This is a genomic window from Pantoea sp. X-Soil-YNGN-844, from assembly GCF_059730595.1.
The window spans coordinates 2835611-2860853 of the sequence record NZ_AP036007.1 but is presented as its reverse complement, the minus strand read 5'-3'; the positions used below and the strand labels follow the sequence as shown (position 1 = coordinate 2860853).

The 25243-nt window shown below is 56.6% G+C and carries 25 protein-coding genes; 19 read left to right on the top strand and 6 right to left on the bottom strand.

Features of this window, described 5'->3' with window-relative positions; translation table 11 throughout:
* Positions 1-63: 63 nt before the first annotated feature.
* On the bottom strand, positions 64-1488 hold the full coding sequence (gene pdxR, locus AC6I8C_RS13215; RefSeq protein ID WP_497822741.1) for a MocR-like pyridoxine biosynthesis transcription factor PdxR: 1425 nt from the start codon (positions 1486-1488) through the stop codon (positions 64-66).
* An 87-nt stretch (positions 1489-1575) separates the two neighbouring features.
* Here pdxR and AC6I8C_RS13210 point away from each other — a divergent pair, with 87 nt between their 5' ends.
* Positions 1576-2019: a rhodanese-like domain-containing protein gene (locus tag AC6I8C_RS13210; protein WP_497822740.1), complete on the top strand. Its 444-nt coding sequence runs from the start codon at positions 1576-1578 to the stop codon at positions 2017-2019.
* Position 2020: 1 nt separating this feature from the next.
* On the opposite strand, the gene flk is transcribed toward AC6I8C_RS13210, so the two are convergent.
* Both flk and AC6I8C_RS13200 read right to left on the bottom strand, forming a co-directional pair.
* Entirely contained in the window at positions 2021-3067 is a 1047-nt protein-coding gene (gene flk / locus AC6I8C_RS13205) for a flagella biosynthesis regulator Flk (protein WP_266308069.1), read from the bottom strand.
* 213 nt (positions 3068-3280) lie between these two features.
* Positions 3281-4180 (bottom strand): DMT family transporter, encoded by a 900-nt coding sequence (locus tag AC6I8C_RS13200; RefSeq protein ID WP_497822739.1) that lies wholly within the window; start codon positions 4178-4180, stop codon positions 3281-3283.
* A 108-nt stretch (positions 4181-4288) separates the two neighbouring features.
* Here AC6I8C_RS13200 and AC6I8C_RS13195 point away from each other — a divergent pair, with 108 nt between their 5' ends.
* The 15 genes from AC6I8C_RS13195 to hisP all read left to right on the top strand — a co-directional run bounded on the left by AC6I8C_RS13195 (position 4289) and on the right by hisP (position 18506).
* On the top strand, positions 4289-5068 hold the full coding sequence (locus tag AC6I8C_RS13195; RefSeq protein ID WP_033733393.1) for an AraC family transcriptional regulator: 780 nt from the start codon (positions 4289-4291) through the stop codon (positions 5066-5068).
* Positions 5069-5123: 55 nt separating this feature from the next.
* Positions 5124-6257, top strand: coding sequence for a 4-phosphoerythronate dehydrogenase PdxB (gene pdxB, locus AC6I8C_RS13190; protein ID WP_497822738.1), 1134 nt, complete (start codon positions 5124-5126; stop codon positions 6255-6257).
* Between the two features lie 172 nt (positions 6258-6429).
* On the top strand, positions 6430-7437 hold the full coding sequence (locus AC6I8C_RS13185) for an aspartate-semialdehyde dehydrogenase (RefSeq protein WP_013358595.1): 1008 nt from the start codon (positions 6430-6432) through the stop codon (positions 7435-7437).
* Positions 7438-7439: 2 nt separating this feature from the next.
* Complete coding sequence (gene truA, locus AC6I8C_RS13180) at positions 7440-8243, top strand: tRNA pseudouridine(38-40) synthase TruA (protein WP_013358594.1); 804 nt, start codon at positions 7440-7442, stop codon at positions 8241-8243.
* Between the two features lie 29 nt (positions 8244-8272).
* Entirely contained in the window at positions 8273-8935 is a 663-nt protein-coding gene (locus AC6I8C_RS13175; protein ID WP_033783739.1) for a DedA family protein, read from the top strand.
* 144 nt (positions 8936-9079) lie between these two features.
* The gene (gene accD / locus AC6I8C_RS13170) at positions 9080-9994 is read left to right on the top strand and encodes an acetyl-CoA carboxylase, carboxyltransferase subunit beta (RefSeq protein WP_013358592.1); all 915 of its coding nucleotides are present in this window, start codon (positions 9080-9082) and stop codon (positions 9992-9994) included.
* 94 nt (positions 9995-10088) lie between these two features.
* On the top strand, positions 10089-11354 hold the full coding sequence (gene folC / locus AC6I8C_RS13165) for a bifunctional tetrahydrofolate synthase/dihydrofolate synthase (RefSeq protein WP_497822737.1): 1266 nt from the start codon (positions 10089-10091) through the stop codon (positions 11352-11354).
* Positions 11347-12129, top strand: coding sequence for a cell division protein DedD (dedD, locus tag AC6I8C_RS13160; protein WP_497822736.1), 783 nt, complete (start codon positions 11347-11349; stop codon positions 12127-12129). Before folC ends, dedD begins: the two co-directional genes overlap by 8 nt.
* A 264-nt stretch (positions 12130-12393) precedes the next feature.
* A complete protein-coding gene (gene cvpA / locus AC6I8C_RS13155) occupies positions 12394-12879 on the top strand; it encodes a colicin V production protein (protein WP_003854265.1) in 486 nt (161 codons plus the stop codon).
* 37 nt (positions 12880-12916) lie between these two features.
* Positions 12917-14434, top strand: a complete 1518-nt coding sequence (purF, locus tag AC6I8C_RS13150) for an amidophosphoribosyltransferase (RefSeq protein ID WP_013358590.1) — start codon at positions 12917-12919, stop codon at positions 14432-14434.
* 113 nt (positions 14435-14547) lie between these two features.
* Entirely contained in the window at positions 14548-15117 is a 570-nt protein-coding gene (locus AC6I8C_RS13145) for a UbiX family flavin prenyltransferase (protein WP_013358589.1), read from the top strand.
* Between the two features lie 259 nt (positions 15118-15376).
* On the top strand, positions 15377-16159 hold the full coding sequence (argT, locus tag AC6I8C_RS13140; protein WP_150010572.1) for a lysine/arginine/ornithine ABC transporter substrate-binding protein ArgT: 783 nt from the start codon (positions 15377-15379) through the stop codon (positions 16157-16159).
* Between the two features lie 166 nt (positions 16160-16325).
* Positions 16326-17015, top strand: a complete 690-nt coding sequence (locus tag AC6I8C_RS13135) for a histidine ABC transporter permease HisQ (RefSeq protein ID WP_033733384.1) — start codon at positions 16326-16328, stop codon at positions 17013-17015.
* Positions 17008-17724, top strand: a complete 717-nt coding sequence (locus AC6I8C_RS13130) for an ABC transporter permease (RefSeq protein WP_013358586.1) — start codon at positions 17008-17010, stop codon at positions 17722-17724. Before AC6I8C_RS13135 ends, AC6I8C_RS13130 begins: the two co-directional genes overlap by 8 nt.
* Before the next feature lie 8 nt (positions 17725-17732).
* Entirely contained in the window at positions 17733-18506 is a 774-nt protein-coding gene (gene hisP / locus AC6I8C_RS13125; protein ID WP_497822735.1) for a histidine ABC transporter ATP-binding protein HisP, read from the top strand.
* Positions 18507-18541: 35 nt separating this feature from the next.
* On the opposite strand, the gene AC6I8C_RS13120 is transcribed toward hisP, so the two are convergent.
* Positions 18542-19441 carry a TIGR01777 family oxidoreductase gene (locus AC6I8C_RS13120; RefSeq protein WP_497822734.1) on the bottom strand — a complete coding sequence of 300 codons (900 nt, stop codon included), beginning with the start codon at positions 19439-19441 and terminating at the stop codon, positions 18542-18544.
* A 182-nt stretch (positions 19442-19623) separates the two neighbouring features.
* On the opposite strand from AC6I8C_RS13120, the gene yfcF reads away from it, so the two are divergent.
* Entirely contained in the window at positions 19624-20265 is a 642-nt protein-coding gene (yfcF, locus tag AC6I8C_RS13115; RefSeq protein ID WP_497822733.1) for a glutathione transferase, read from the top strand.
* A gap of 108 nt (positions 20266-20373) precedes the next feature.
* Complete coding sequence (gene yfcD, locus AC6I8C_RS13110) at positions 20374-20898, top strand: NUDIX hydrolase YfcD (RefSeq protein ID WP_497822732.1); 525 nt, start codon at positions 20374-20376, stop codon at positions 20896-20898.
* A 109-nt stretch (positions 20899-21007) separates the two neighbouring features.
* On the opposite strand, the gene pta is transcribed toward yfcD, so the two are convergent.
* Both pta and ackA read right to left on the bottom strand, forming a co-directional pair.
* A complete protein-coding gene (gene pta, locus AC6I8C_RS13105; RefSeq protein ID WP_033733375.1) occupies positions 21008-23137 on the bottom strand; it encodes a phosphate acetyltransferase in 2130 nt (709 codons plus the stop codon).
* A gap of 86 nt (positions 23138-23223) precedes the next feature.
* Positions 23224-24426, bottom strand: a complete 1203-nt coding sequence (gene ackA, locus AC6I8C_RS13100) for an acetate kinase (RefSeq protein ID WP_033733374.1) — start codon at positions 24424-24426, stop codon at positions 23224-23226.
* Between the two features lie 337 nt (positions 24427-24763).
* On the opposite strand from ackA, the gene yfbV reads away from it, so the two are divergent.
* Positions 24764-25216 (top strand): terminus macrodomain insulation protein YfbV, encoded by a 453-nt coding sequence (gene yfbV, locus AC6I8C_RS13095; protein WP_013358580.1) that lies wholly within the window; start codon positions 24764-24766, stop codon positions 25214-25216.
* Positions 25217-25243 lie beyond the last annotated feature (27 nt).

The following is a 25243-nucleotide window of genomic DNA, read 5'->3' as shown; positions in this document are numbered from 1 at the left end:
GGCCGGCTTGCCGGCCCTTTTTGTTTTTCAGCCCCTCTGCGTGACCTCGTTTACCCCTCGGTACTAAGCCTCCCGCTGCAGCAGTCGCAGCAACTTATCGCATCCTGCCACAATCTCGTCAGGCGTCAGCGCGGCGAAGCCCAGTATCCAGCCTTGCTGCGACTCAGATCCGGCATAGAGCGGACTGAGACGCGGCAGCAGCAAACCCTCTTGTGCCGCCAGCGCGGTTAAGCGCGCTTCATCTTTGTTGATTTTCACTGTGACCTGTAATCCGCCACCGCTGGCTATCGGCGTGAGCCATGGCGAGAGCCGCTGCTCAATCTGCTCAAGTAACCGATCGCGACGGCTGCGATAGAGCTGACGCATCAACCGCAGATGGCTGGCGAAATGTCCCTGCTGCAGGAAGGCGGCGGTGACAGCTTGTGGCAGCAGGGCGCTGTGCCCATCGAGCACGCTGCGTGCCTGACCGATGGGCGTAATCAGCGCGGGCGGCACCACCATCCACGCCAGGCGCAGAGAGGGAAACAGCGACTTCGAGAAGGTGCCCAGCGTGATCACCCGCTGATGGCGATCCAGTCCCTGCAGCGCAGGAACAGGCCGTTCGTCGTAATGAAACTCACTGTCGTAGTCATCTTCGATTAACCAGCACTGGTTGCGCTGCGCCCCGTCGAGCCATGCCAGCCGCCTGGGCAGGCTGAGCGTGACGCCGGTAGGGTAATGATGCGAGGGCGTCAGATACATCAGCTTCGGACTGCCGCTGGCAGGGATAGCACCTTCGGCATCGACCGCAATCCCGCGCACCTGTGCACCTGCCGCCATAAAGGCATTTCGTGCTCCGGGATAGCCAGGCTCCTCCATCCATACCTCATCACCTGGATCGACGAACATCATCGCCAGCAACTGCAGCGCCTGCTGTGAACTGGTCAGAATGATGACCTGCTCCGGCTGGCACGTTACGCCTCGTGAGAGCGCCAGATAATCAGCGAGTGCGCTGCGCAACGGCAGATAGCCGCAGGGATCGCCGTATCCCATTGCCGCGCTGCCCAGTGAACGCTGCACGCTGTTGCTCAGGCGCCGCCAGGTATCGTGAGGAAAAGCACGTAACTCCGGTGAACCGGCGGCGAATGCGTGCGGAAAAGGGGGATCCTGACAGCCGCCGGTTGCCAGCACCTGCTGGCCCCGCGCCGAAAAGCGGGCGGGCTGAGGCCGGGCCGGTAAGGTTGAAGGACTGGCAGGGATAACGATAGCGACAAAAGTTCCTCGGCCGGTTTCGCGTCGCAGGTAGCCCTCACTTTCCAGCTGTCCGTAGGCGGCTTCAACCGTCACACGAGACACCTGCAGATCCTGCGCCAGCTGCCGGCTGGAAGGTAACTGCTGACCGGCGTGCAAATGGTGACGGTTGATCGCCAGCCGCAGGGTAGAGCAGAGCCGCTCACGCACGCCGCCACTGGCCTGGTGCTGGAAAAGTTGTAACAGTGGTGAAGGCATATGGGTCTTAACCCTGCTGAATAATGGGTATCAGTAAGCAGTCCACTTTGCCGTAAACTGCGACTTCACCACAACAGGAGAATCGCTATGTCATCGGTTTTACAAATTCCGGCCGCCACGCCGCAGCAAAGCCTCGACTATCTGCAGGCAAAACTCGCTTATTACACCGACGCCTGGGATCTGGCGGAAGATCTGGCCCGTCAGGCACCAGAAATTGTGGTGATCGATGCCCGTGCGCCGGAGGCTTATCGTGCCGGTCATATCTGCGGCGCGATAAACTTTCCGCATCGCGGGATGGACGCCACTACGACGGCGCGGCTTGACCGCAGCAAAGTGTTTGTCACCTATTGTGACGGCATTGGCTGTAATGGCTCGACGAAAGCGGCCTGGAAACTGGCATCGCTGGGATTTCAGGTGAAGGAGTTAATTGGCGGGCTGGATTTCTGGAAACGTGACGGTCATCCGCTGACCTGGGGTGATGCAGCGGGCGAATGGCCTGCTGCCGCGCCCATAGCATCCTGCGGCTGCTGACTCAGAGTACCAGCCAGAGTAAAAGGGTGATGACCACCAGTGCAACAAAGAATCCCAGCAGGGGACGCTGCGCCAGCGGCTGTATCGCGGGCGGCAGCGATGCAACAAACGGTGACCAGATCGGCTGAGGTTTAATCTCGCTGGGTGCCAGCGGCTGCTCGAGAAGTTTTTCTGCCCGGTCAGCGCGACGGCTGAACAGGAAGTTCAGCAGATCCTGCGTCTGTGCCGTGGTCAGAACCATTTGCGGCGTCGCCTGAAAACGCTGCTGGCTGTAATCCTCCAGCTGCTGCCTTTCCTGCTGATCGAGCGGCTGCTTCAGGGACGCTTCCAGCAGTTGCAGCGTCGGCGCGCTGTGCTGACTCAGCGTCTGGCGCACCTGCAGATATTGTGTCAGCAGCGGGAAGTGGCGTGAGGGGATCGGGTCGCCGCTGGTCAGATTCACCAGTTTCAGCGCCGCCGACCACAGCTTACCGGTGGATTCGCCGGTGGCGGCGGCCAGACGCACCACCTGCTGATTCAGGGTATGGTGCTCGGCAGGCAGCAGCGTGCGATCGCTGACGCGGATCTGCTGCGGCTGGGGAATCGTCATCTGGCCGTTCTGCAGCATCGTCAGCACCTGGCGCAGCTGATCCTGGCTCAGCGCGCTCAGAACGGTCTGACCAAACTGCTGACGGATAAAATCGCTGACGGCCTGGCGGTTATTACCTTTCGGCAGCAGCTCGGTGAGCTGAGTCATCAGCTGGCGGGTGCCATGCCCGTTCTGCGCCTGCGTCAGGCGACTATTCAGATACTGTTCTGCCGCCGGAAAATGACGCGACTGTAACTCGGCTTCACTCTTTACACCCACTTCATGACGGACGCCCGCCCAGAGTTCAGGCGCTTTAAGATTGCTGAGCGATAAGATACGCACGATCAGACGCTCTAACGTCGTGCGCTGGGCAGGGGAGAGAGGTTGTTCGCCCGCCACAGAACCGTGACGGGTCACGCCGGTTTGCGGATTGACAGATGAACGATCGACCGGCGCACCGGGGCCGCTGAGAGGTTGCATGGCGGATTCCTTGGGAAAACAGAACAGCGTGGGGTGCGCCGGAAAACGAATAGGCCATGATAGCAAAAGCCCCCGGGAAATCCCACGGGGGACTCACGTTTCGGCGCGAGATTTACGCTTCAGTTGTGAACCTCAGCCGCCTTTATTTACCACTACCTTCAGCTGCATCTTTACTCACCGCAGCCATCCTCCGTCATCCGCAGAGGGTGCGATTCAGGATGGTGACTGAGTTACCGGTTTATGCCGGGTTAAAGGTGTACGCAGCCGCTGCGCCAGTATCACACCGCCCAGCGTCAGACCCCCGCCAATCCAGTGGTAACTGTGCAGTTGCTCATGCAGAAACAGTACGGCGATAAGTGCGGTGAATAGCGGCGTCAGATTCATAAAGATGCTGGTGGTGCTGGCCCCAAGGCGCTGCACGCCGTGGATCCATAAAAAGGGCGCGATGATGGAGGCGAACAGTCCGGCAAATGCCACCAGTGGCAGGTTATGCCAGTTTAGCGACACGTCTGGTGCCAGTAAAAAGCCGGGCAGTAACAGCAATACGCCAAATAAGATCTGCACATAGAGACTCTGCCAGATCGGCAGTGGCAGCGCCCAGCGTTTCGTCAGGACGCCATACAGCGCATAGGAGGTGGAAGCGGCCAGCATCATCAGTTCACCGTTGCCCATGCCGTGATTCAGCAGTTGCATCACGTCACCCTCACTGACCAGCCACACCAGCCCGCAAAAAGAGATGACACTGCCGAGCAGGATACCGAGCGTTGGCGCAATTCGCAGGATAACCACGCTCAGCAGCACGGTGAGCAGCGGGATCAGCGCGCCGATAATGCCCATAAAAAGCGCGCTGACGCTGTGTGCAGCGTAATAGGCGAGGCTTTGATAGAGCACCATGCCGAGCAGCCCAAGGATCGCCAGCCGCCAGAGGTGCGGTCTGATGATCTTACGCGTGCGCCACACCCCAGGCAGCACAAAGGGGGTCAGCACCAGCAGCGCCAGCAGCCAGCGATAGAAGGAGATCGCTGCCGGATCGATCGCACTGGCCGACAGTTTGCTGACAATTGAGTTGATCGACCAGATCATCACCGCAAAGAGTGGGTACAGGAAAAACATGCTGACTCTCCATACATCATCACACACCATTAATGAGGCGCAGTGTACGCTTGTCCGGATTTATCCAGATAGTTAATATCGGACAAAATGAGCAAATGAGCGGACAGAATGAGCCTGAAAGTGACCTACCAGCCGCCGGTGAATGCACCGCAGCTACGCTACTTTATGCGCTATGAACAGGCCAATGCCCGCACCGAATATCTGCCACATTCACATGCCTGGGGCCAGCTGATCATGGTGAAAAGCCACGTCCTGGAGATGCAGGTCGAGGGCGAGCGCTTGCTGACGCCGGCCGACATTCCGGTCTGGATCCCGCCAGGTCAGCTGCACAGTAGCTATAACCATCGTCAGGCGCAGTTCCGCACTTTTAATCTGGCGGCCTCGCTCTGCGCCGATTTACCCCGGCGCGCCTGTCTGATGCTGGTGGATCCCATTGCACACGCCATCATGGACGATTTCGCTGAGCAGCAAATCGAGCAACCCGCAACGGATGCGCAGTGGCGGCTGTGCGAGGTGCTGCGCGATCGTCTGAAGCTGGCGCAGGTGCAGGAGAGTTATCTGCCGACTTCAGATGATAAATTTCTGGCACCGGTGTTACATGCACTGGAAGCGCATCCTGGCGATAACACCACGCTGGCGGGCTGGGCGGCGCGGGTCTTTACCACCGAACGGACGCTGGCTCGGCGCTGCCAGCAGCATCTGCATATGACATTTGGTGAGTGGCGGCAGCGCCTGCGTTTTCTGCGCGCTATCGTGCTGCTGGAGCAGGGAGAAAGCGTGCAGAGTATCGCCCATGAGCTGGGATACAGTTCCGCCTCGGCGCTGATTGTGATGTTCCAGCAACAGGCAGGCACCACGCCCGATCGCTACCGTGCGCGGTTAGGCTAACGCGTCGCTTTGTGCCAGAATAATTGCCTCACATGTAACAGACAGGAAAGCCGTGGTGAAAATTCTGGTCGATGAAAATATGCCTTATGCCCGTGAGTTATTCAGCCGCACCGGCGATGTGGTCGCGGTGCCTGGGCGTCCGCTGCCGGTGGCTGAACTGGCCGATGCCGATGGCCTGATGGTGCGCTCAGTCACCCAGGTGAATGAATCGCTGCTAGCTGGAAAGCCGGTGAAGTTTGTCGGCACCGCGACGGCGGGCACCGATCATATCGACGAGAACTGGCTGCAGCAGGCGGGCATTGCGTTCTCTGCCGCTCCCGGCTGTAACGCCATCGCGGTGGTGGAATATGTTTTCTCTGCGCTGCTGCTGCTGGCGGAGCGCGATGGTTTTGAGCTGCGTGACCGCACAGTCGGCATTGTCGGCGTCGGTAACGTTGGCGGGCGACTGCAGAAGCGGCTGGAAGCCTGGGGCATTAAAACCCTGCTGTGCGATCCGCCACGCGCCGATCGCGGTGACGAAGGCGATTTCCTGTCGCTGGAGGCTGTGACAGAGCAGGCGGATATTCTGACCTTCCACACGCCGTTGTTTAAAGACGGCCCCTACAAAAGCTGGCATCTGGCAGATGCAGCGCTGCTGATGGCGCTGAAGCCCAACACCATCCTGATCAACGCCTGTCGCGGCCCGGTCGTGGACAACGGCGCGCTGCTGGAGGTGCTGAAAATGCGCCATGACCTCAGCGTGGTGCTGGACGTCTGGGAGCCGGAGCCGGATCTCTCGCTGCCGCTGCTGGATAAGGTCGACATCGCCACGCCGCACATTGCGGGCTACACGCTGGAAGGCAAAGCACGTGGCACCACGCAGGTTTTTGAAGCCTGGTGTGACTTTATCGGTCAGCCGCAGCAGGTGCCGCTCAGCACTTTACTGCCGGAGCCGGAATTCAGTGAAGTTACCCTGAATGGCCCGCTGGATCAGCCAACACTGAAACGCCTGGCGCATCTGGTGTATGATGTGCGCCGCGATGATGCCCCGCTACGTAAAGTGGCGGTGAAACCCGGCGAGTTTGATCGCCTGCGCAAGCAGTATCTGGAGCGCCGCGAATGGTCTTCGCTGCAGGTCAACTGTGATGACGCCTCAACGGCTGAGATGCTGAACCAGCTGGGCTTTAACGCAATCTACTCTCCGAAATAACGGGCGCTGCAGGCATGGCACCGTTTTCTGCACTGAATCAGTCGGTGACCAGAAAACGCGCATAATCCATGCCTGCCAGTGTGGCGGCAGGTTTCGGGGGGATAAATCTGAATCCCTGGGCGGTGAATATCACCGCCTTCTGTTTTTATGTCATTGTCTGGAGTAAACCAACATGTCTGACGGCTGGAATATTGCGCTACTGGGCGCAACAGGCGCAGTAGGGAACGCTGTACTGGAACTGCTGGCGGAACGCCAGTTCCCGGTTGGTGAATTATATTTGCTGGCCAGCGAAAACAGCGCGGGCGAAATCAAGCGTTACGAGGGCCGCTCGGTGCGGGTCGACAACGCAGAGACGTTCGACTGGTCACAGGCGCAGCTGGCCTTTTTCGTGGCAGGCCGTGACGCCTCGGCACGTTTTGCCGATGAAGCGGCCAACGCGGGTTGTCTGGTGATCGACAGCAGTGAGCTGTTTGCGCTGGAACCCGATGTGCCGCTGGTTGTGCCGGATGTGAACCCGCAGGTGCTGGCCGATTATCGTAATCGCAACATCATCAGCGTGGCGGACAACCTGGTGAGCCAGCTGCTGACCGCAATTAAACCGCTGGTAGATGCAGCCGGATTGAGCCGTTTACAGGTGACGAATCTGATCTCGGTTTCCAGCTACGGCAAAGTGGCGGTCGATGCGCTGGCGGGGGAAAGTGCCCGCCTGCTGAATGGTATTCCGGCTGATGAACATCACTTTGGTCGTCAGCTCGCGTTTAACCTGATGCCACAACAGGCCGACGCAGAAGGCAGCGTGGAAAGTGAACGCCGACTGATTGATCAGGTGCGCAAAGTCCTGCAGGACGAAGGCTTACCGATTGCGGTCAGCAGCGTTCAGGCCCCGGTGTTCTACGGTAATGCGCAGATTGTGCATATCGAAAACCTGCGCCCGCTTTCTGCAGAAGAAGCACGTGCCGAGCTGGCGCTGGCGTCAGATATTCGTCTGAGCGAAGAGGATGACGTGCCGACGCCGGTGACGGATGCTTCTGGCAACGGCGAACTGAGCATCGGCGCAGTGCGCAACGACTACGGTATTCCGGAGCTGCTGCAGTTCTGGTCAGTGGCGGACAACATTCGTTTTGGCGGCGCGCTGATGGCGGTGAAAACCGCTGAGAAACTGGTTCAGGAGTATCTGTAAGCATGTCCGACGGTCAGACGCAAAAACTGGCGCTCGGCATTGAGTATGACGGCAGTCGTTACTACGGCTGGCAGCGCCAGAATGAAGTCCGCAGCGTGCAGGAGAAGGTAGAGCGCGCGCTGTCGAAAGTCGCCGATCATCCGGTCAGCATTTTTTGCGCTGGCCGCACCGATGCGGGCGTGCACGGCACGGGGCAGGTGGTCCATTTCGAAACCACATCGCAGCGGCCTGATGGCGCCTGGACGCTGGGCGTCAACGCCAATCTGCCGGCAGATATTGCCGTGCGCTGGGTGAAAGCGGTGCCGGATGAATTCCATGCCCGCTTCAGCGCCACGGCCCGACGCTATCGCTACCTGATCTACAATCAGCGTCTGCGTCCGGCGGTGCTGGCGCAGGGCGTGACGCACTTTTACCATCCACTGGATGCGGAGAAGATGCAGCGCGCCGGGCAATGTTTGTTAGGCGAGAATGATTTCACCTCATTCCGCGCGGTGCAGTGCCAGTCACGCACACCCTGGCGCAACGTGATTCACCTCAACGTGACGCGTCAGGGTCCCTACGTGATTGTGGATATTAAAGCCAACGCGTTTGTGCATCACATGGTGCGCAATATCGTGGGCAGCCTGATGGAGATAGGCTGCGGCAATAAGCCGGAGTCATGGATGGCAACGCTGCTGGCGGCGAAGGATCGGACATTAGCCGCAGCCACAGCCCGGGCAGAGGGGTTGTATCTGGTGGCGGTGGATTACCCATCCCACTTTGCGTTACCACAGCCGCTGATGGGACCGTTGTTCCTCGCGGATTAATTCACTTTCAGGACTTAAAAGGGCGCGCTATGGAGTTTCTCCATTTTCTGGTCGATTTTATTCTGCACATCGATGTGCATCTGGCCGAGCTGGTTGCACAGTACGGTATCTGGATTTACGCTATTTTGTTCCTGATTCTGTTTTGCGAAACCGGGCTGGTTGTGACGCCATTCCTGCCAGGCGATTCGCTGCTGTTTGTGGCGGGTGCACTGGCTGCACTGCCGGGTAACGATCTCAATGTGCACGTGATGGTGGCACTGTTAGTAGTGGCCGCGGTACTGGGTGATGCAGTGAACTACACCATTGGCCGCCTGTTTGGCGAGCGGTTGTTCAGTAATCCAAACTCGAAGATTTTCCGTCGCAGCCATCTGGATAAAACCCATGCGTTTTATGCCCGTCACGGAGGAAAAACCATTATCCTGGCGCGCTTTGTGCCGATTGTCCGCACGTTTGCGCCGTTTGTTGCCGGTATGGGCCATATGTCCTATCGCCATTTCGCGCTGTTTAACGTAACCGGTGCGCTGTTATGGGTGCTGCTGTTCTCCTATGCCGGCTACCTGTTTGGCGATCTGCCGGTGGTGCAGGAAAACCTGAAGCTGCTGATTGTGGGCATTATCCTGGTCTCGATTCTGCCGGGTGTAATTGAAGTCTGGCGTCATCGCCGTCAGGCGAAGCAGCAGAAGCTGCCGTAAGGCTTCGCTCAGGGGTAAGACCAGATTTTTATCCACAGTCTGAACAGGTTGTGGTTTAATGAGCGACATTTACCGTCTGCTGAAGCGGTTTTCAGCAGTATCAAGACGACTGGACCAGGTCAGTTTTAAACAGAAAGGTCATCAATGAGCTGGATTGAACGCATTCTTAATAAAAGCACCACGACGCCAACGCGCAAAGCCAGCATCCCGGAAGGGGTCTGGACCAAGTGCGACAGCTGTGGCCAGGTTCTTTACCGCGCCGAGCTGGAGCGTAATCTTGAGGTTTGCCCGAAGTGTGACCACCACATGCGGATGCACGCGCGTGAGCGCCTCGGCAGTTTCCTCGATCAGGGCACGATGGTTGAGCTTGGCAGTGAACTTGAACCCAAAGATCTGCTGAAGTTTCGCGATTCCAAGAAGTATAAAGATCGTCTGGTCGCCGCACAGAAAGATACCGGCGAGAAAGATGCGCTGATCGTGATGAAAGGTCAGCTGCACAGTATGCCGGTGGTTGCGGCAGCTTTTGAATTTGCCTTTATGGGCGGTTCAATGGGCTCTGTCGTCGGTGCACGTTTTGTACGTGCAGTTGAGCAGGCGCTGGAAGATAACTGTCCGCTGATCTGCTTCTCCGCCAGTGGCGGTGCCCGTATGCAGGAAGCGCTGCAGTCGCTGATGCAGATGGCGAAAACCAGTGCGGCACTGGCCAAAATGCGCGAGCGCGGTCTGCCCTACATTTCCGTGCTGACTGACCCGACCATGGGCGGTGTTTCGGCCAGTTTCGCCATGCTGGGTGACCTCAACATCGCGGAGCCTAAAGCGCTCATCGGCTTTGCCGGCCCACGCGTCATCGAGCAGACCGTGCGTGAAAAACTGCCGCCGGGCTTCCAGCGCAGTGAGTTCCTGATTGAGAAGGGCGCGATTGATATGATCATCCGCCGCCCGGAAATGCGCTACAAACTGGCAAGCCTGCTGGCCAAAATGATGAACCTGCCGGCACCGCTGCATGACGGTGAACCGTCCGCTCCCGCGACGACTGAATCGGAAAGCAACGAGGCCTGACAGGAGATAGAGAGGCGCGCCTGTCGCGCCTCTTACCAATGCACCGTATACCGCAGCACCAGTCTGCCAGGTATAAATAAGCAAAACGGGACATATGGACAATCTTCACCTTCCTCAAGCCACGTCGCCTTTGGCCACGTGGCTTTATTATCTTGAGCACCTGCATACTCAGGCCATCGAACTGGGTCTGGACCGTATTCGTCAGGTAGCGCTTCGTCTCGACCTGCTGAAACCCGCTCCTTTTGTCTTTACCGTGGCCGGTACGAATGGCAAAGGCACCACCTGTCGCACTCTGGAAACGCTGCTGATCGCTGCGGGCTACCGCGTTGGCGTCTACAGCTCGCCGCATCTGGTGCGTTATACCGAACGCGTCCGGGTTCAGGGCGAGGAGCTTGGTGAAGCGCAGCACTGCGCCAGCTTTGCGGAGATTGAAGCCGGACGGGCTGATATTTCGCTGACCTACTTCGAATTCGGCACGCTCTCCGCACTGAATCTGTTCCGCCAGGCGCAACTGGATGTCGTGATCCTCGAAGTCGGCCTCGGCGGACGACTGGATGCCACCAACATCGTGGATGCCGATGTCGCCGTAGTCACCAGCATCGCGCTGGATCACACCGACTGGCTGGGCCCGGATCGCGAAAGCATCGGGCGCGAGAAAGCGGGTGTGTTCCGGGCAGGGAAACCGGCAGTAGTCGGTGAACCCGATATGCCACACAGCATCGCTGTGGTCGCGCAGGAAAAAGGCGCTCAGCTGTTACAGCGCAACCGCGACTGGTCCTGGCATGCCCAGGCCGAAAGCTGGTCGCTGCGTGATGCGCAGGGCGAGCTGAACGATCTGCCGCTGCCTCAGGTGCCGCTGCCTAACGCGGCGACCGCGCTGGTGGCGTTGCGTGTTTCAGGGCTTGAGGTCAGTGAGATGCAGATTCGCGCCAGCCTGCCGCTGGCGATGTTGCCAGGGCGGTTCCAGACGATAAGTGAATCACCGCGCGTGATTCTGGATGTCGCTCATAACCCGCACGCGGCAGGCTATCTGGCGTCGCGTCTGGCGACGCTGCCGAAACGCGGCAAAGTGCATGCCGTCGTGGGCATGTTGCATGATAAAGATATCGCCGGAACGCTCGCGGCATTGGCTCCAATGGTTGATGCCTGGTACTGTGCACCGCTTGACGGTCCGCGCGGTGCCAGTGCAGAGCAGCTGCTGGACGCGCTGCCGCAGGGCGAGGCCTTTGGTTCAGTTGAACTCGCCTGGCAGCAGGCGCGCGAGCGGGCTGTGCCGCAGGACACTGTGCTGGTCTGTGGTTCATTCCACACGGTGGCACAGGTCATGGAATCGATTGAAACGGAGAAAGGACGTGGCTAGTAAGTTTCAGAACCGTTTAGTCGGCACCGTTATTCTGGTCGCCGTTGGCGTGATTGTGCTGCCAGGGCTGCTGGATGGTCAGAAAAAGCATTACAAAGAGGAGTTCGCCGCCATTCCGCTGGTGCCGAAACCTGACGATCAGCAGGACAGCGAAATGGTGCCGCCGGTAACCCAGTCGCTGCCGGCTCAGCCGCCGGAAGGCGCAGGCAGCGCCGTCAATAGCAGCAATGGCAATGGTAAAACCAACGCCACGGCGGAGCAGGGGCGGACGCAGCCGGATGAAGAGAGCGATCCGGTCGTGGTCTCGCCGCCGCCGGTTCATCAGTCTGTGCCTGCGCAGACGGTGACGAAGCCGAAAGTGGCAGAGCAGCAGAAACCGAAGGCCATCGAGCAGCCTAAGCAGAAGCCGGTTGAACAGCAGAAGCCAAAAATCGTTGAGCAGCCCAAACCGAAGCCGGTTGAGCAACCTAAAGCGGTTGAGCAGCCGAAGCAGGAAGAAGCGCCAAAAGCGGCAGAGACCACGGCTCCGGCGGGGCAGGCTTATGTGGTGCAGTTAGGTGCGCTGAAGAACGCCAGCAAAGTAAATGAGATTGTCGCGCAGTTGCGGCTGTCGGGTTATCGCGCCTTTACCGTGCCGTCAACGCCGGTTCAGGGCCAGATTACCCGTATCTACGTTGGCCCTGATGCCTCGAAAGCTAAAATGCAGAGTGCAGTGGGTGAACTGAAAAACATCTCAGGACTGGGCGGTGTCGTAAAACCCTACAGCGCCCGTTAGCGCGGTGATTGGCGCTGCCGATAGCAGTAACAGGCTGCGTCTTTTACCGGGCAGGCAGCGCGCTTAACGCGCGCTGCCACGAAGAATAGTGACGATTTTCAACGGCCTGTCCGGTTGAGAATCATCCGGGCGATTGCGGTTTTTTTCATCGCCTTTTTTATGGATGCAGAAAAAGAAAACCGCTACGCAAACGTTTTCTTTTTCTGTTAGAATGCGCCCCGAACTGGATGCAGGGGTGCAATTGCACTGGCGCTGGAAGAGTTCATGATCTGGATTGATTACGTCATTATTGCGGTAGTTGGTTTTTCGGCTCTGGTCAGCCTGGTTCGTGGGTTTGTCCGGGAAGCCTTATCTCTCGTTACCTGGGGATGCGCGTTTTTTGTCGCCAGTCATTACTACGCCTACCTTGCAGTCTGGTTTACAGGTTTTGACGACGAACTGGTTCGTAACGGTATCGCCATCGGTGTGCTGTTTGTGGCGACCCTGATTGTGGGCGCCATTGTGAACTACGTTATCGGCACGCTGGTGGAAAAAACCGGCCTGTCGGGAACCGACCGGGTGTTGGGCGTCTGTTTCGGGGCGTTGCGTGGTGTGCTGATCGTAGCCGCTTTGCTGTTCTTCCTTGATACATTCACTGGCTTTTCTAAAAGTCCGGACTGGCAACAGTCTCAACTCATTCCCGAGTTCAGTTATATCATCAGGTGGTTCTTTGATTACCTGAAAAGCACGTCGAGTTTTTTACCCCGGTGATGTGACCGGGTGTGCGGCTAAATGAGGAAATGACAACATGTGCGGTATTGTCGGTATCACCGGTTTCATGCCGGTCAACCAGTCGATCTATGACGCGTTAACGGTGCTCCAGCACCGCGGGCAGGATGCCGCAGGCATTTGTACTATCGATGCGCTGAAATGTTTTCGCCTGCGAAAGGCAAACGGCCTGGTCAGCGACGTTTTCGAAGCACGCCACATGCAGCGACTGCAGGGCAATATGGGGATCGGTCACGCGCGTTATCCCACCGCGGGCAGCTCCAGTGCCTCTGAAGCGCAGCCATTCTACGTAAACTCCCCGTATGGCATCACCCTGGCGCACAACGGTAACCTGACCAACGCCCATGTGCTGCGTAAGCACCTGTTCGAAAAGGGTCGCCGTCACGTTAATACCACCTCAGATTCTGAAATCCTGCTGAACATTTTTGCGCAGGAGTTAGATCGTTTTCAAAACGATCCGCTGGAAGCTGACAACATTTTTGCTGCGGTGGCTGCGGTACATCAGCAGGTTCGCGGTGCCTACGCCGTCGTAGCGATGATTATCGGCCACGGCATGGTGGCCTTCCGCGACCCTAACGGCATCCGTCCGCTGGTGCTGGGCAAGCGCGTTATCGCCGATGGCCGCACCGAATATATGGTCGCCTCCGAGAGTGTCGCGCTGGATACGCTGGGCTTTGAGTTCATCCGTGACGTTGCACCGGGTGAAGCGGTTTATGTCACTGAAGCCGGCCAGCTTTCGACCCGCCAGTGTGCTGAAAACCCGAAAAGCAATCCGTGCCTGTTCGAGTATGTCTACTTTGCGCGTCCGGATTCCTTCCTGGACAAGATTTCGGTCTACAGCGCTCGTGTCCGCATGGGTACTAAGCTGGGCGAGAAAATTGCCCGCGAGTGGGAAGATCTCGATATCGATGTTGTGATTCCGATTCCGGAAACCTCAACCGATATCGCGCTGGAAATCGCCCGTATTCTCGACAAGCCTTATCGTCAGGGCTTCGTGAAAAACCGCTACGTTGGCCGTACCTTTATCATGCCGGGACAGCAGTTACGTCGCAGCGCAGTACGCCGCAAGCTCAACGCGAACCGCGCTGAATTCCGTGATAAAAACGTGCTGCTGGTGGATGACTCTATCGTGCGCGGTACGACTTCAGAGCAGATTATTGAGATGGCGCGTGAAGCAGGTGCAAAACGCGTTTACCTGGCCTCAGCGGCACCGGAAATTCGTTTCCCTAACGTCTACGGCATCGATATGCCGAGCGCCACGGAACTGATTGCGCACGGCCGCGAAGTGGAAGAGATTCGCCAGCTGATTAAAGCCGATGCATTGATTTTCCAGGATCTCGACGATCTGATTGAAGCGGTGCGTGAAGAGAACCCGGACATTGCACAATTTGAGTGCTCGGTGTTCAACGGTATTTACGTGACGAAAGATGTTGACCAGCAGTATCTGGAGTATCTGGAGTCGCTGCGTAATGATGATGCCAAAGCGCTTCAGCGCCAGAACGAAGTCGAAAACCTTGAGCTGCACAACGAAGGCTGATACCCATCCATAGTCGGGCAGCATAAAGCAGGGCGGGAGCAATCCCGCCCTGTTTGTTTTCAGAAACCCGCTGGCCGCGTATGATGGCGCATTGGCTGACATAAGGTTGGAATATGAAACGACTCATCATTGGCATCTCTGGCGCAAGCGGGGTGATCTATGGCGTGCGCATGCTGCAGGTGTTGCAGCAGGTGGAAGAGGTAGAAACGCATCTGGTCATGAGCCAGGCGGCACGTCAGACGCTGGGGCTGGAGAGCGACTATTCGCTGCGTGACGTGCAGGCGCTGGCCGATGTGGTGCATGACGTGCGCGATATTGCAGCAAATATCTCGTCGGGATCGTTCAAAACGCTGGGCATGGCGATTTTACCCTGCTCAATGAAAACGCTTTCAGGCATTGTGCACAGCTACAGTGACTCATTGCTGACCCGTGCGGCTGATGTGGTATTAAAGGAGCAGCGTAAGCTGGTGTTGTGCGTACGCGAAACCCCGCTGCATGTTGGCCACCTGCGGATGATGACCACCGCGGCTGAACTGGGTGCCATTATCATGCCGCCCGTGCCGGCGTTTTATCATCGGCCTGAAACCATCGATCAGCTCATCGACCAGACCGTGAATCGGGTAATCGATCAGTTCGATATCGAATTACCGGAAGATCTCTTTATGCGCTGGCAGGGTGCATAAAGTTCCGCTGGCGCACTCATTTAGTGCATAAGCGCGCCTCGGATCACTCTTCGTGCATTTGACGCACCAAAAGTTAACAACGTCGCTTTTTCTCTTTTACTTCACTGCTATATTCCCCTCACAAACACAGCGTTTTCGCCTGTCTGTCATCACGTTAACGCCGTGGATAACTTGCAGAACTGGCATGAAACATGCAAATTACTTTGCGCAAACACATCACGAACCACATAACAAAAAGCACTTCACTTGAGGGTAATCTATGAAAAAGCGTGTTCTGGCTCTTTCCCTGATGCTGGGCTTAACCAGTGCTGCCAGCGTCTTCGCTGCAGTTCCGGGTTCAATCCGTATCGGCACAGATCCAACTTACCCACCGTTTGAGTCGAAAGACGCACAAGGCAAGTTAGTGGGCTTTGATATCGATCTCGCTAACGAAATCTGTAAACGTATTCATACCCAATGTACCTATGTTGAAAGCGACTTTGATGCGCTGATCCCCTCGCTGAAAGCGAAGAAAATTGATGCCATCATCTCCTCACTTTCCATCACAGCAAAACGTCAGGAAGAGATCGCCTTCTCGGAAAAACTCTATGCGGCGAACGCGCGCTTAGTGGCACCGAAGGGATCGAAAATTGAGCCGACCATTGAGTCGCTGAAAGGCAAAAACATCGGTCTGTTGCAGGGCACCACCCAGGAAACCTACGCCAATCAGAACTGGCGGCCAAAAGGGGTGAATGTTACGCCTTATGCTAACCAGGATCTGGTTTATCAGGATCTGAACGCCGGTCGTATTGATGCGGCCTTCCAGGATGAAGTGCAGGCCAGCGAAGGTTTCCTGAAGCAGCCAGTCGGTAAAAACTACGCCTTCGCCGGTCCGGCGGTTAAAGATGACAAGATCTTTGGCGTTGGTACGGGTATGGGACTGCGTAAAGATGACAGCGAACTGAAAGCCGCCATCGACAAAGCCTTTGCTGATATGCGCAAAGATGGCACCTACGACAAGATTGCGAAGAAATACTTCGATTTCAATGTGTACGGCGACTAACCATCCTGTCGCTTTATCCTCTGTATGCTGAAGCCCGCCGGAACGGACGGCTTAATGCCGCTGCGCCCTGGCGGGCAGATGGCAGAGACGCCAGAGTGATAAAGCTAAACTGCCCGTCTCGCTGGCGGGCAGCGTTTTGTTTTCACCCCACGACAGGACCCTCTCAATGCTGTATGGCTATTCTGATGTAATTCTTCGGGGCACGCTGGTGACGCTGGAGCTGGCGCTCACTTCCGTCGTGCTGGCAGTGCTGCTGGGCCTGATTGGCGCAGGCGCGAAACTGTCGCGCAGCCGGCCACTGGCGATGATTTTTGAAGGCTACACCACGCTGATTCGTGGCGTGCCAGACCTCGTACTGATGCTGCTGATCTTCTACGGTCTGCAGATTGTCCTCAACCAGGTTACCGACGCACTGGGCATGGCGCAGTTTGATATCGACCCGATGGTCGCCGGTATCATCACGCTCGGCTTTATTTATGGTGCTTACTTCACCGAAACATTCCGCGGCGCCTTTATGGCGGTGCCAAAAGGGCAGATTGAAGCGGCCACTGCGTTTGGCTTTACCGGCGCGCAGGTGTTCCGCCGCATTCTGTTTCCGGCCATGATGCGCTATGCGCTGCCGGGCATCGGAAATAACTGGCAGGTGATCCTGAAAGCCACCGCGCTGGTTTCGCTGCTGGGACTGGAAGATGTGGTGAAGGCGACGCAGCTGGCGGGGAAAAGTACCTGGCAGCCGTTCTACTTCGCCATTGTCGCCGGTGTGATCTATCTGGTGTTCACCACGCTGTCGAACGGCGTGCTGTGGTGGCTGAACCGTCGCTATACGGTCGGTGTGAAGAGGGCGAGTTATGATTGAGATTATTCAGGAATACTGGAAATCGCTGCTCTGGACGGACGGTTATCGTTTTACCGGTGTGGCTATCACCCTCTGGCTATTAATTCTCTCAGTCACTATTGGCGGCTGTCTGGCTATTCTGCTGGCGATAGCCCGGGTTTCGCCAAACCGGTTTATCAGCTTTCCGGTCTGGCTCTTTACCTACGTATTTCGCGGCACGCCGCTCTATGTGCAGCTGCTGGTCTTCTATTCCGGCATGTATACGCTGGAAATTGTCAAAGGCACAGAACTGCTGAACGCCTTTTTCCGCAGCGGCCTGAACTGTACGCTGCTCGCCTTTACCCTGAATACCTGCGCTTACACCACGGAAATCTTTGCGGGTGCGATTCGCTCGGTACCCCACGGTGAGATTGAGGCGGCGCGGGCTTACGGCTTCTCCACCTTCAAACTCTATCGCTGCATTATCCTGCCTTCCGCGCTGCGTACGGCTCTGCCCGTCTACAGCAACGAGGTGATTCTGATGCTGCACTCCACGGCGCTGGCCTTCACCGCCACGGTGCCGGATCTGCTGAAAGTCGCACGAGATATTAACTCAGCAACTTATCAGCCGTTTACCGCCTTTGGTCTGGCGGCAGTGTTGTACCTGATTATCTCTTACGTGTTGATCAGCCTGTTCCGCCTGGCGGAACGTCGCTGGCTGGCCCACGTGAAACCCTCTTCATCGCATTGAGTAGAACTATGGCTGACAATAAATTAAGCGTCACCGAATTGCATAAGCGTTACGGTGAACATGAAGTGCTGAAAGGGGTCTCGTTAACTGCGAAAGCGGGCGATGTGATTAGTATCATTGGATCATCCGGTTCAGGGAAAAGTACCTTTTTACGCTGCATCAACTTCCTCGAAAAACCGAGTGAAGGCAGCATCGTGGTCAACAACCAGCAGATTACGCTGGTACGTGACAAAGATGGTCAGCTCAAAGTGGCTGACAAAGAGCAGCTGCGCGCATTGCGAACCAGCCTCACCATGGTGTTTCAGCACTTCAATCTCTGGAGCCACATGACCGTGCTGGAAAACGTCATGGAAGCGCCAATTCAGGTGCTGGGGCTGAGCAAAGCAGAGGCGCGTGAGCGGGCCATCCGCTACCTCGATAAAGTCGGCATTGATGCGCGGGCGCAGGCCAAGTATCCGGTGCACCTTTCCGGTGGTCAGCAGCAGCGTGTGTCGATTGCGCGCGCACTGGCGATGGAGCCGGAGGTGTTGCTGTTTGATGAGCCGACCTCGGCGCTGGATCCGGAACTGGTCGGTGAAGTGCTGCGCATCATGCAAAAGCTGGCGGAAGAAGGCAAAACGATGGTGGTGGTGACCCATGAGATGGAGTTTGCCCGTCACGTCTCAAACCACGTGATTTTCCTGCATCAGGGTAAAATCGAAGAGCAGGGGCCACCTTCGGAGGTGTTCGGCAGCCCGAAAAGCCCGCGTTTACAGCAGTTCCTCAAGGGATCGCTGAAGTAATCATGCGCCCGCGTCTGTGAGGCGCGGGCGTCAGGTTAATGCTTCACCACATCCTGCAACGCCTGCTGCAGATCGTACCAGCGGAAGCTAAAACCCGAGGCTTCAAGCCGCTTTGGCAGCACATGCTGTCCTCCCAGCACCAGCACCGACGATTCGCCCATCATCAGTTTAATGGCGCTGGCTGGCGTGCGCATAAAGGCAGGGCGGTGCATAACCTGGCCCAGCGTGGCGGCAAACTGCTCATTGCGCACGGCGTAAGGCGCGACCATATTGAATGGACCACGCAGATCATCATGTTCCAGCAGCCAGATAATGGCGTTAAGCATGTCATCAAGGTGGATCCACGGCATATATTGCTTGCCACTGCCGATAGGTCCGCCGATGCCGAGCTTAAAGGGCAACTTCATTTTGCTGAGTGCGCCACCTTCGGGGGCCAGCACCACGCCGGTCCGCAGCAGGCAGACGCGGGTGCGCTCACTTTCTGCTGCAAGCGCCAGCTGCTCCCAGCGGGCGCAGAGCTGATGCGTAAACTCATCCTGCCCCTGATCCTCTTCAGTCAGCACCAGATCGCCGGTATTGCCATAAAAGCCGGTTGCCGAACCTGAGATCAATACAGAGGGCGGCGTGGCGCTGGCGTTGATTAGTGAAGCGATCTGCTCAGTGATCTGCCAGCGGCTTTCGCACAGCTGCTGTTTATGCGGCTCCGTCCAGCGCTTGTCGGCGATGGGTTCTCCCGCCAGATTAATCACCGCATCGATGTTATCCAGATTCGACTGTTGCGCCAGGCCTGACCAGAGTGCGACGTTCTCGCCCAGCTTTTCACGCGCGCTGACCACGTCACGTGTCACCACGCTGATCTGATGCCCCAGCTGCTGCAGTCGCGGGATCAGGTGACGGCCAATCAGTCCCGTGCCACCGGTAATTAGAATGTGCATGTTGCGGCTCCCTTGATGTTTTTGTTATTTGCACCTTTCAGCATAGAAGAGTCGAGCCATTCCAGAGTGAGTCGCGTCGCGCTTTCTGGTTCCCGTGGCAGAGATCGGAGCAGCTCAGCGTTGCCTTCGCAAAAAAAAATCGGTAAACATGATGCAACCCTGACAGCCAATTGAGGTAACCGATGAATTATCCGTCCATCACCCTGTGGTCAGATTCATCATTTTTCAGTCCTTACGCTATGTCTGCCTATGTTGCTCTTACCGAAAAAGGGATCCCTTTCCAGCTGAAACGTGTCGATCTGTCGCAGAATCAGCAACACGCCGCAGCATACCGCGAGCTGTCGCTGACCTGCCGCGTGCCGACTCTCCAGATTGATGACTTCCTGTTAAGCGAATCCTCGGCGATTACCGAATATCTCGAAGAGCGTTTTCAGGCACCCGAATTTGAGCGCCTCTATCCACGCGACCGGGAAAAGCGCGCCCGTGCCCGTGAGATTCAGGCCTGGCTGCGCAGTGACTTCCTGTGGATCCGTCAGGAGCGTCCGACAGAAGTGCTGTTCGCCGGTGAACGTTTTGCGCCACTGACTGCGTCAGCGCAGCAGGCGGTGGATAAACTGGTTACCGCTGTCGATCGTCTGCTGCCTGAGGGGCAACAGAACCTGTTTGGTGAGTGGTCCATTGCGGATACCGATCTGGCTGTAATGCTTAACCGGCTGGTATTACATGGCGATCCTTTGCCCGCCCGTCTGCGGCATTATGCTGAGTTTCAGTGGCAGCGAGCCTCGGTACAACTGTGGTTAGCAGAAAGTGGTAAAAATCGGTAACAGCCAGGGCTTGCTCAGGCTGTCGGAAGTGATTACCTTACGCCACATAAAAATAACGACGTGGCAAACTGCGTACACAACTGTACGCCAAACAGGAAAGGGTTACTGATGGTGGATCAAACTGCGGATGACGGCATCGAGTGGGTCGATATCGTAAACGAAGAGAATGAAGTCGTTGCTCAGGCGACACGTGCGCAGATGCGTGCTCAGTGCCTGCGTCACCGCGCTACCTATATTGTGGTTCATGACGGTATGGGTAAGATTCTGGTACAGCGTCGCACCGAGATAAAAGATTTTATGCCGGGCAAACTGGACGCAACCGCGGGCGGCGTGGTGCAGAGCGGTGAAGATATGCTGGAATCTGCGCGACGTGAAGCAGAAGAGGAGTTAGGGATTGCTGCGGTGCCGTTTGCTGAACATGGCAAATTCTACTTCGAAGATCAGCACTGTCGTGTCTGGGGCGGTCTGTTCAGTTGTGTATCACACGGGCCATTCGCCATGCAGGAATCGGAAGTCGATGAGATTATCTGGATGACGCCTGATGAGATCACCGCGCGTTGTGATGAGTTCACCGACGATTCGCTGAAAGCGCTCTCCCTGTGGATGAGCCGCAACGGCGATAACCGGGCCTGAAAACAGGCGTTTTAATTCAGGTTATTCATCCGCATCAGACAGAGCCGCTTTATTACCGGCGAAAAAAAGGCATGCTCTGGGGCATGCCTTTTTCGTTATGACCCGCCGCTTAGCCTTCAGCCTGCTGGGACTGAATCGCCGTCAGGGCGATGGTATAGACGATGTCATCCACCAGCGCACCGCGCGACAGGTCGTTGACCGGCTTACGCATACCCTGCAGCATCGGTCCGATTGAGATCAGATCGGCTGAACGCTGCACCGCTTTGTAGGTGGTGTTACCGGTGTTGAGATCCGGGAAGATAAACACGGTGGCGCGCCCGGCAACCTGTGAGTTCGGCGCTTTGGATTTCGCCACATCTTCCATGATCGCGGCGTCATACTGCAGCGGACCATCGATCACCAGATCAGGCCGTTTCTCTTGGGCAATGCGCGTTGCTTCACGCACTTTCTCAACGTCGCTGCCTGCACCTGAGGTGCCGGTAGAGTAGGAGATCATCGCAACACGCGGATCGATACCAAAGGCGCTGGCAGAATCAGCTGACTGGATAGCGATTTCAGCCAGTTGCTCAGCGGTCGGATCCGGGTTAATTGCGCAGTCGCCGTAAACCAGCACCTGCTCCGGCAGCAGCATAAAGAACACCGAGGAAACCAGTGAGCTGTTAGGCGCGGTTTTGATCAATTGCAGCGGCGGACGAATGGTATTGGCAGTGGTGTGAACCGCACCTGACACGAGGCCATCCACTTCGCCGCTCTCCAGCATCATGGTGCCGAGTACCACGTTATCTTCCAGCTGCTCCTGAGCAACCACTTCGGTCATGCCTTTGCTCTTACGCAGCTCAACCAGACGCGGCACGTAGTTTTCGCGAACCTGTTCCGGGTCAACAATCTCAACGCCTTTGCCCAGTTCAACACCCTGAGCCGCAGCGACACGCTGAATCTCCTCCGGGTTGCCTAACAGTACGCAGGTAGCGATACCGCGTTCGGCACAGATAGCGGCCGCTTTAACCGTACGCGGCTCATCGCCCTCTGGCAGTACCACGCGTTTGCCCGCTTTACGTGCCAGCTCGGTAAGCTGATAGCGGAAGGCAGGTGGTGACAGGCGACGGCTGCGCTCAGATGTGGCAGTCAGTGACTCAATCCACTCTGCATTAATGTAGCTGGCGACATATTCCTGCACTTTCTCGATGCGCTGCGTGTCATCAGCAGGCACTTCAAGATTAAAGCTCTGCAGGCTCAGTGAGGTCTGCCAGGTATTGGTTTTCACCATAAACACCGGCAGGCCGGTCTGGAAGGCACGGTCGCAGAGACGGGCAATGCGATCGTCAATCTCGTAGTTACCGGTCAGCAGGATTGCGCCAATCTCAATGCCGTTCATCGCAGCCAGACAGGCGGCGACCAGCACATCCGGACGGTCAGCCGAAGTCACCAGCAGTGAGCCAGGACGGAAATGCTCCAGCATGTGCGGGATACTGCGGGCGCAGAAGGTAACGGATTTAACCCGGCGGGTCTGAATTTCACCTTCGTTAATGATGCGTGCATCCAGGTGGCGGCACATATCGATCGCGCGGGTGGCAATCAGATCAAAGCTCCACGGCACGCAGCCCAGCACGGGCAGCGGGCTGTCTGAGAAGAGCTGCTTAGGATCGATATTGGCGATGCTGGCTTTTGAGGAATCATCAAAGATTTCTGACAGGTCAGGGCGGGTACGTCCCTGATCGTCGACCGGCGCGTTGAGTTTGTTGATGATCACGCCAGTGATGTTTTTGTTCTTCTGACCGCCGAAGCTGCTTTGCGTCAGTTCAATGCGCTCTTTCAGCTGTGCCGGAGAGTCATTGCCCAGTGCCATCACGAAGACGATTTCCGCGTTCAGGGTTTTGGCGATTTCATAGTTCAGCGCGTTGGCAAACTGATGCTTACGGGTCGGCACCAGACCTTCAACCAGCACCACTTCCGCATCCTGGGTGTTGGCATGGTAACGGGAGATGATCTCTTCCATCAGCACATCCTGCTGGTTGGAACCCAGCAGTGACTCAACACGTGACATCTGCAGCGGTTCTGCGGCAGGAATTGATGAGTTCTTACGGATGATGGTGGTGGTTTGATCCGGAGTGTCGCCGCCAGCACGTGGCTGAGCAATCGGCTTAAAGACGCTAAGGCGAACACCTTTGCGTTCCATGGCGCGGATAACGCCAAGGCTGACGCTGGTCAGGCCGACGCTGGTGCCGGTCGGAATGAGCATAATTGTACGTGACACGTTTGAACCTCTCAGTAATGGCAGGGTGTCAGAAACAACTCCGTCAGCCTGAGCTGACGGAGAGAAGTGTTTTACGCAGTCAGACGCGCGGCGTCCTGGGCGATGACCAGCTCTTCGTTGGTCGGAATCACCAGCGCCGGGCGGGTGCCTTCTTTATTGATGTAGCCTGATTTGCCGAAACGGGCTGCCAGGTTGCGCTCGTGGTCGACGTCGAAGCCCAGCAGTGCCAGTTTTTTCAGTGAAAGTTCACGGACCATCGCGGCGTTTTCACCGATGCCGCCAGTGAACACGACGGCGTCAAGACGGCCATCCATCAGCGCGGTGTAGCTGCCGATATATTTCGCCAGGCGATGACAGAAGACATCCATTGCGCGCTTCGCATCTTCTTTGGTGGTGTAGTTATCTTCTACGTAGCGACAGTCGCTGGTAACCTCGGTCAGCCCTAACAGGCCAGACTCTTTGGTCAGCAGTTTATTGATGGCGTCAACGCTCATACCCAGCGTATCGTGCAGGAAGAAGATGATCGCCGGATCGATGTCGCCACTGCGGGTTCCCATCACCAGACCTTCCAGCGGTGTCAGGCCCATTGAGGTGTCTACGCACTCGCCATTACGAATGGCAGAAACTGAACCACCATTACCGAGGTGACAGGTGATAATGTTCAGTGACTCAAGCGGCTTATTAAGCATTTTGGCGGCTTCGTGAGTCACATAGAAATGGCTGGTGCCATGCGCGCCATAGCGACGAACGCCATGCTCTTTATATAATTTGTACGGCAGCGCATAGAGGTAAGACTCTTCCGGCATTGTCTGATGGAAAGCCGTGTCGAATACCGCGACATTCTTATCTGACAGGTGGGGGAAGTTTTTCATCGCTTCATCAATACCGATCAGATGAGCCGGGTTGTGCAACGGTGCAAAAGAAGAGGCGTCTTTGATGCCCTGTACCACGTCTTCAGTAATGATGACTGACTGAGTCAGCTTCTCGCCGCCATGAACGATACGATGGCCGATTGCAGCAATTTGTGCCGAAAGCTCAGGTTTTTGTGCCAGAATGGTTTTAACAATAAAGTTCAGCGCTTCGCTATGCGCTGCGCCAGCACCCAGAGGCGCTTCCTGTTTTTCGCCTTCCAGCTTCCATTTGATGCGGGCCTCAGGAAGGTGGAAACATTCCGCCAGGCCTGACAGGAACTCTTCACCGCTGGCAGGGTTGAGAATGGCAAACTTCAGGGAAGAGCTGCCACAGTTCAGAACCAGAACTAACTTACTCGACATGGAAGTACCTATTTTTTGAGAGTGGCTAAATAAAACGCAATCAGACTAACAGCGTAGCCCATGAAAGCTGGTAGATTAATGACAAACATCATGCGGTAGACAGAAATCTGCATTTCCGCAAAAAATTTCAGCAATCTTACGCGAAAATTTGAAGATTGCCTTGTCGAAATATGGCTCAGGCCTCTTCCCAACGGCGCATCCCGCGTGCGGAAAGGTGTTAAAACGGCGTCAGAATAGCTGGAGTCATCTTTAAATACAAAAATAATTGAAGGATGTTACGTAAAGTTGTGTGGTTATAACTATTTTTTAATCTTTGCAGTATTAGTTGAGGTGAGCCATGGCGAATGAATCTGGCAGTACCAGTTGGTTTCGGATGTTTCAGCGCGGCCAGCACTATATGAAGACCTGGCCTGCTGATAAGCGCCTGGCCCCGGTGTTCCCGGAAAACCGCGTTTCATCAGCAACGCGTTTCGCCATTCGCTTTATGCCACCACTGGCGATTTTTACGCTGACCTGGCAGATCGCGATGGGCGGTCAGTTAGGTCCTGCCGTGGCGACGGCGCTGTTTGCCTGCAGCCTGCCGATGCAGGGATTGTGGTGGCTGGGCAAGCGTTCAGTCACGCCGCTGCCGCCGACGCTGCTTAACTGGTTTCATGAAGTGCGTGCCCGGCTGGAAGAAGCGGGGCAGGCGATAGCACCGGTTGAAGGCAAGCCGACCTATCAGGCGCTGGCCGATCTGCTTAAGCGGGCGTTTAAACAACTCGACCGCACCTTCCTGGACGATCTCTGACTCATCCCGGGCTGGCGGTAAAATAAT

Excerpts from the sequence above, each read along its gene's own strand:
- pdxR (WP_497822741.1), bottom strand. The coding sequence starts at position 1,488 with ATGCCTTCACCACTGTTACAACTTTTCCAGCACCAGGCCAGTGGCGGC.
- AC6I8C_RS13210 (WP_497822740.1), top strand. The coding sequence starts at position 1,576 with ATGTCATCGGTTTTACAAATTCCGGCCGCCACGCCGCAGCAAAGCCTC.
- flk (WP_266308069.1), bottom strand. The coding sequence starts at position 3,067 with ATGCAACCTCTCAGCGGCCCCGGTGCGCCGGTCGATCGTTCATCTGTC.
- AC6I8C_RS13200 (WP_497822739.1), bottom strand. The coding sequence starts at position 4,180 with ATGTTTTTCCTGTACCCACTCTTTGCGGTGATGATCTGGTCGATCAAC.
- AC6I8C_RS13195 (WP_033733393.1), top strand. The coding sequence starts at position 4,289 with ATGAGCCTGAAAGTGACCTACCAGCCGCCGGTGAATGCACCGCAGCTA.
- AC6I8C_RS13185 (WP_013358595.1), top strand. The coding sequence starts at position 6,430 with ATGTCTGACGGCTGGAATATTGCGCTACTGGGCGCAACAGGCGCAGTA.
- truA (WP_013358594.1), top strand. The coding sequence starts at position 7,440 with ATGTCCGACGGTCAGACGCAAAAACTGGCGCTCGGCATTGAGTATGAC.
- AC6I8C_RS13175 (WP_033783739.1), top strand. The coding sequence starts at position 8,273 with ATGGAGTTTCTCCATTTTCTGGTCGATTTTATTCTGCACATCGATGTG.
- accD (WP_013358592.1), top strand. The coding sequence starts at position 9,080 with ATGAGCTGGATTGAACGCATTCTTAATAAAAGCACCACGACGCCAACG.
- folC (WP_497822737.1), top strand. The coding sequence starts at position 10,089 with ATGGACAATCTTCACCTTCCTCAAGCCACGTCGCCTTTGGCCACGTGG.
- cvpA (WP_003854265.1), top strand. The coding sequence starts at position 12,394 with ATGATCTGGATTGATTACGTCATTATTGCGGTAGTTGGTTTTTCGGCT.
- purF (WP_013358590.1), top strand. The coding sequence starts at position 12,917 with ATGTGCGGTATTGTCGGTATCACCGGTTTCATGCCGGTCAACCAGTCG.
- AC6I8C_RS13145 (WP_013358589.1), top strand. The coding sequence starts at position 14,548 with ATGAAACGACTCATCATTGGCATCTCTGGCGCAAGCGGGGTGATCTAT.
- argT (WP_150010572.1), top strand. The coding sequence starts at position 15,377 with ATGAAAAAGCGTGTTCTGGCTCTTTCCCTGATGCTGGGCTTAACCAGT.
- AC6I8C_RS13135 (WP_033733384.1), top strand. The coding sequence starts at position 16,326 with ATGCTGTATGGCTATTCTGATGTAATTCTTCGGGGCACGCTGGTGACG.
- AC6I8C_RS13130 (WP_013358586.1), top strand. The coding sequence starts at position 17,008 with ATGATTGAGATTATTCAGGAATACTGGAAATCGCTGCTCTGGACGGAC.
- hisP (WP_497822735.1), top strand. The coding sequence starts at position 17,733 with ATGGCTGACAATAAATTAAGCGTCACCGAATTGCATAAGCGTTACGGT.
- AC6I8C_RS13120 (WP_497822734.1), bottom strand. The coding sequence starts at position 19,441 with ATGCACATTCTAATTACCGGTGGCACGGGACTGATTGGCCGTCACCTG.
- yfcF (WP_497822733.1), top strand. The coding sequence starts at position 19,624 with ATGAATTATCCGTCCATCACCCTGTGGTCAGATTCATCATTTTTCAGT.
- yfcD (WP_497822732.1), top strand. The coding sequence starts at position 20,374 with ATGGTGGATCAAACTGCGGATGACGGCATCGAGTGGGTCGATATCGTA.
- pta (WP_033733375.1), bottom strand. The coding sequence starts at position 23,137 with ATGCTCATTCCGACCGGCACCAGCGTCGGCCTGACCAGCGTCAGCCTT.
- ackA (WP_033733374.1), bottom strand. The coding sequence starts at position 24,426 with ATGTCGAGTAAGTTAGTTCTGGTTCTGAACTGTGGCAGCTCTTCCCTG.
- yfbV (WP_013358580.1), top strand. The coding sequence starts at position 24,764 with ATGGCGAATGAATCTGGCAGTACCAGTTGGTTTCGGATGTTTCAGCGC.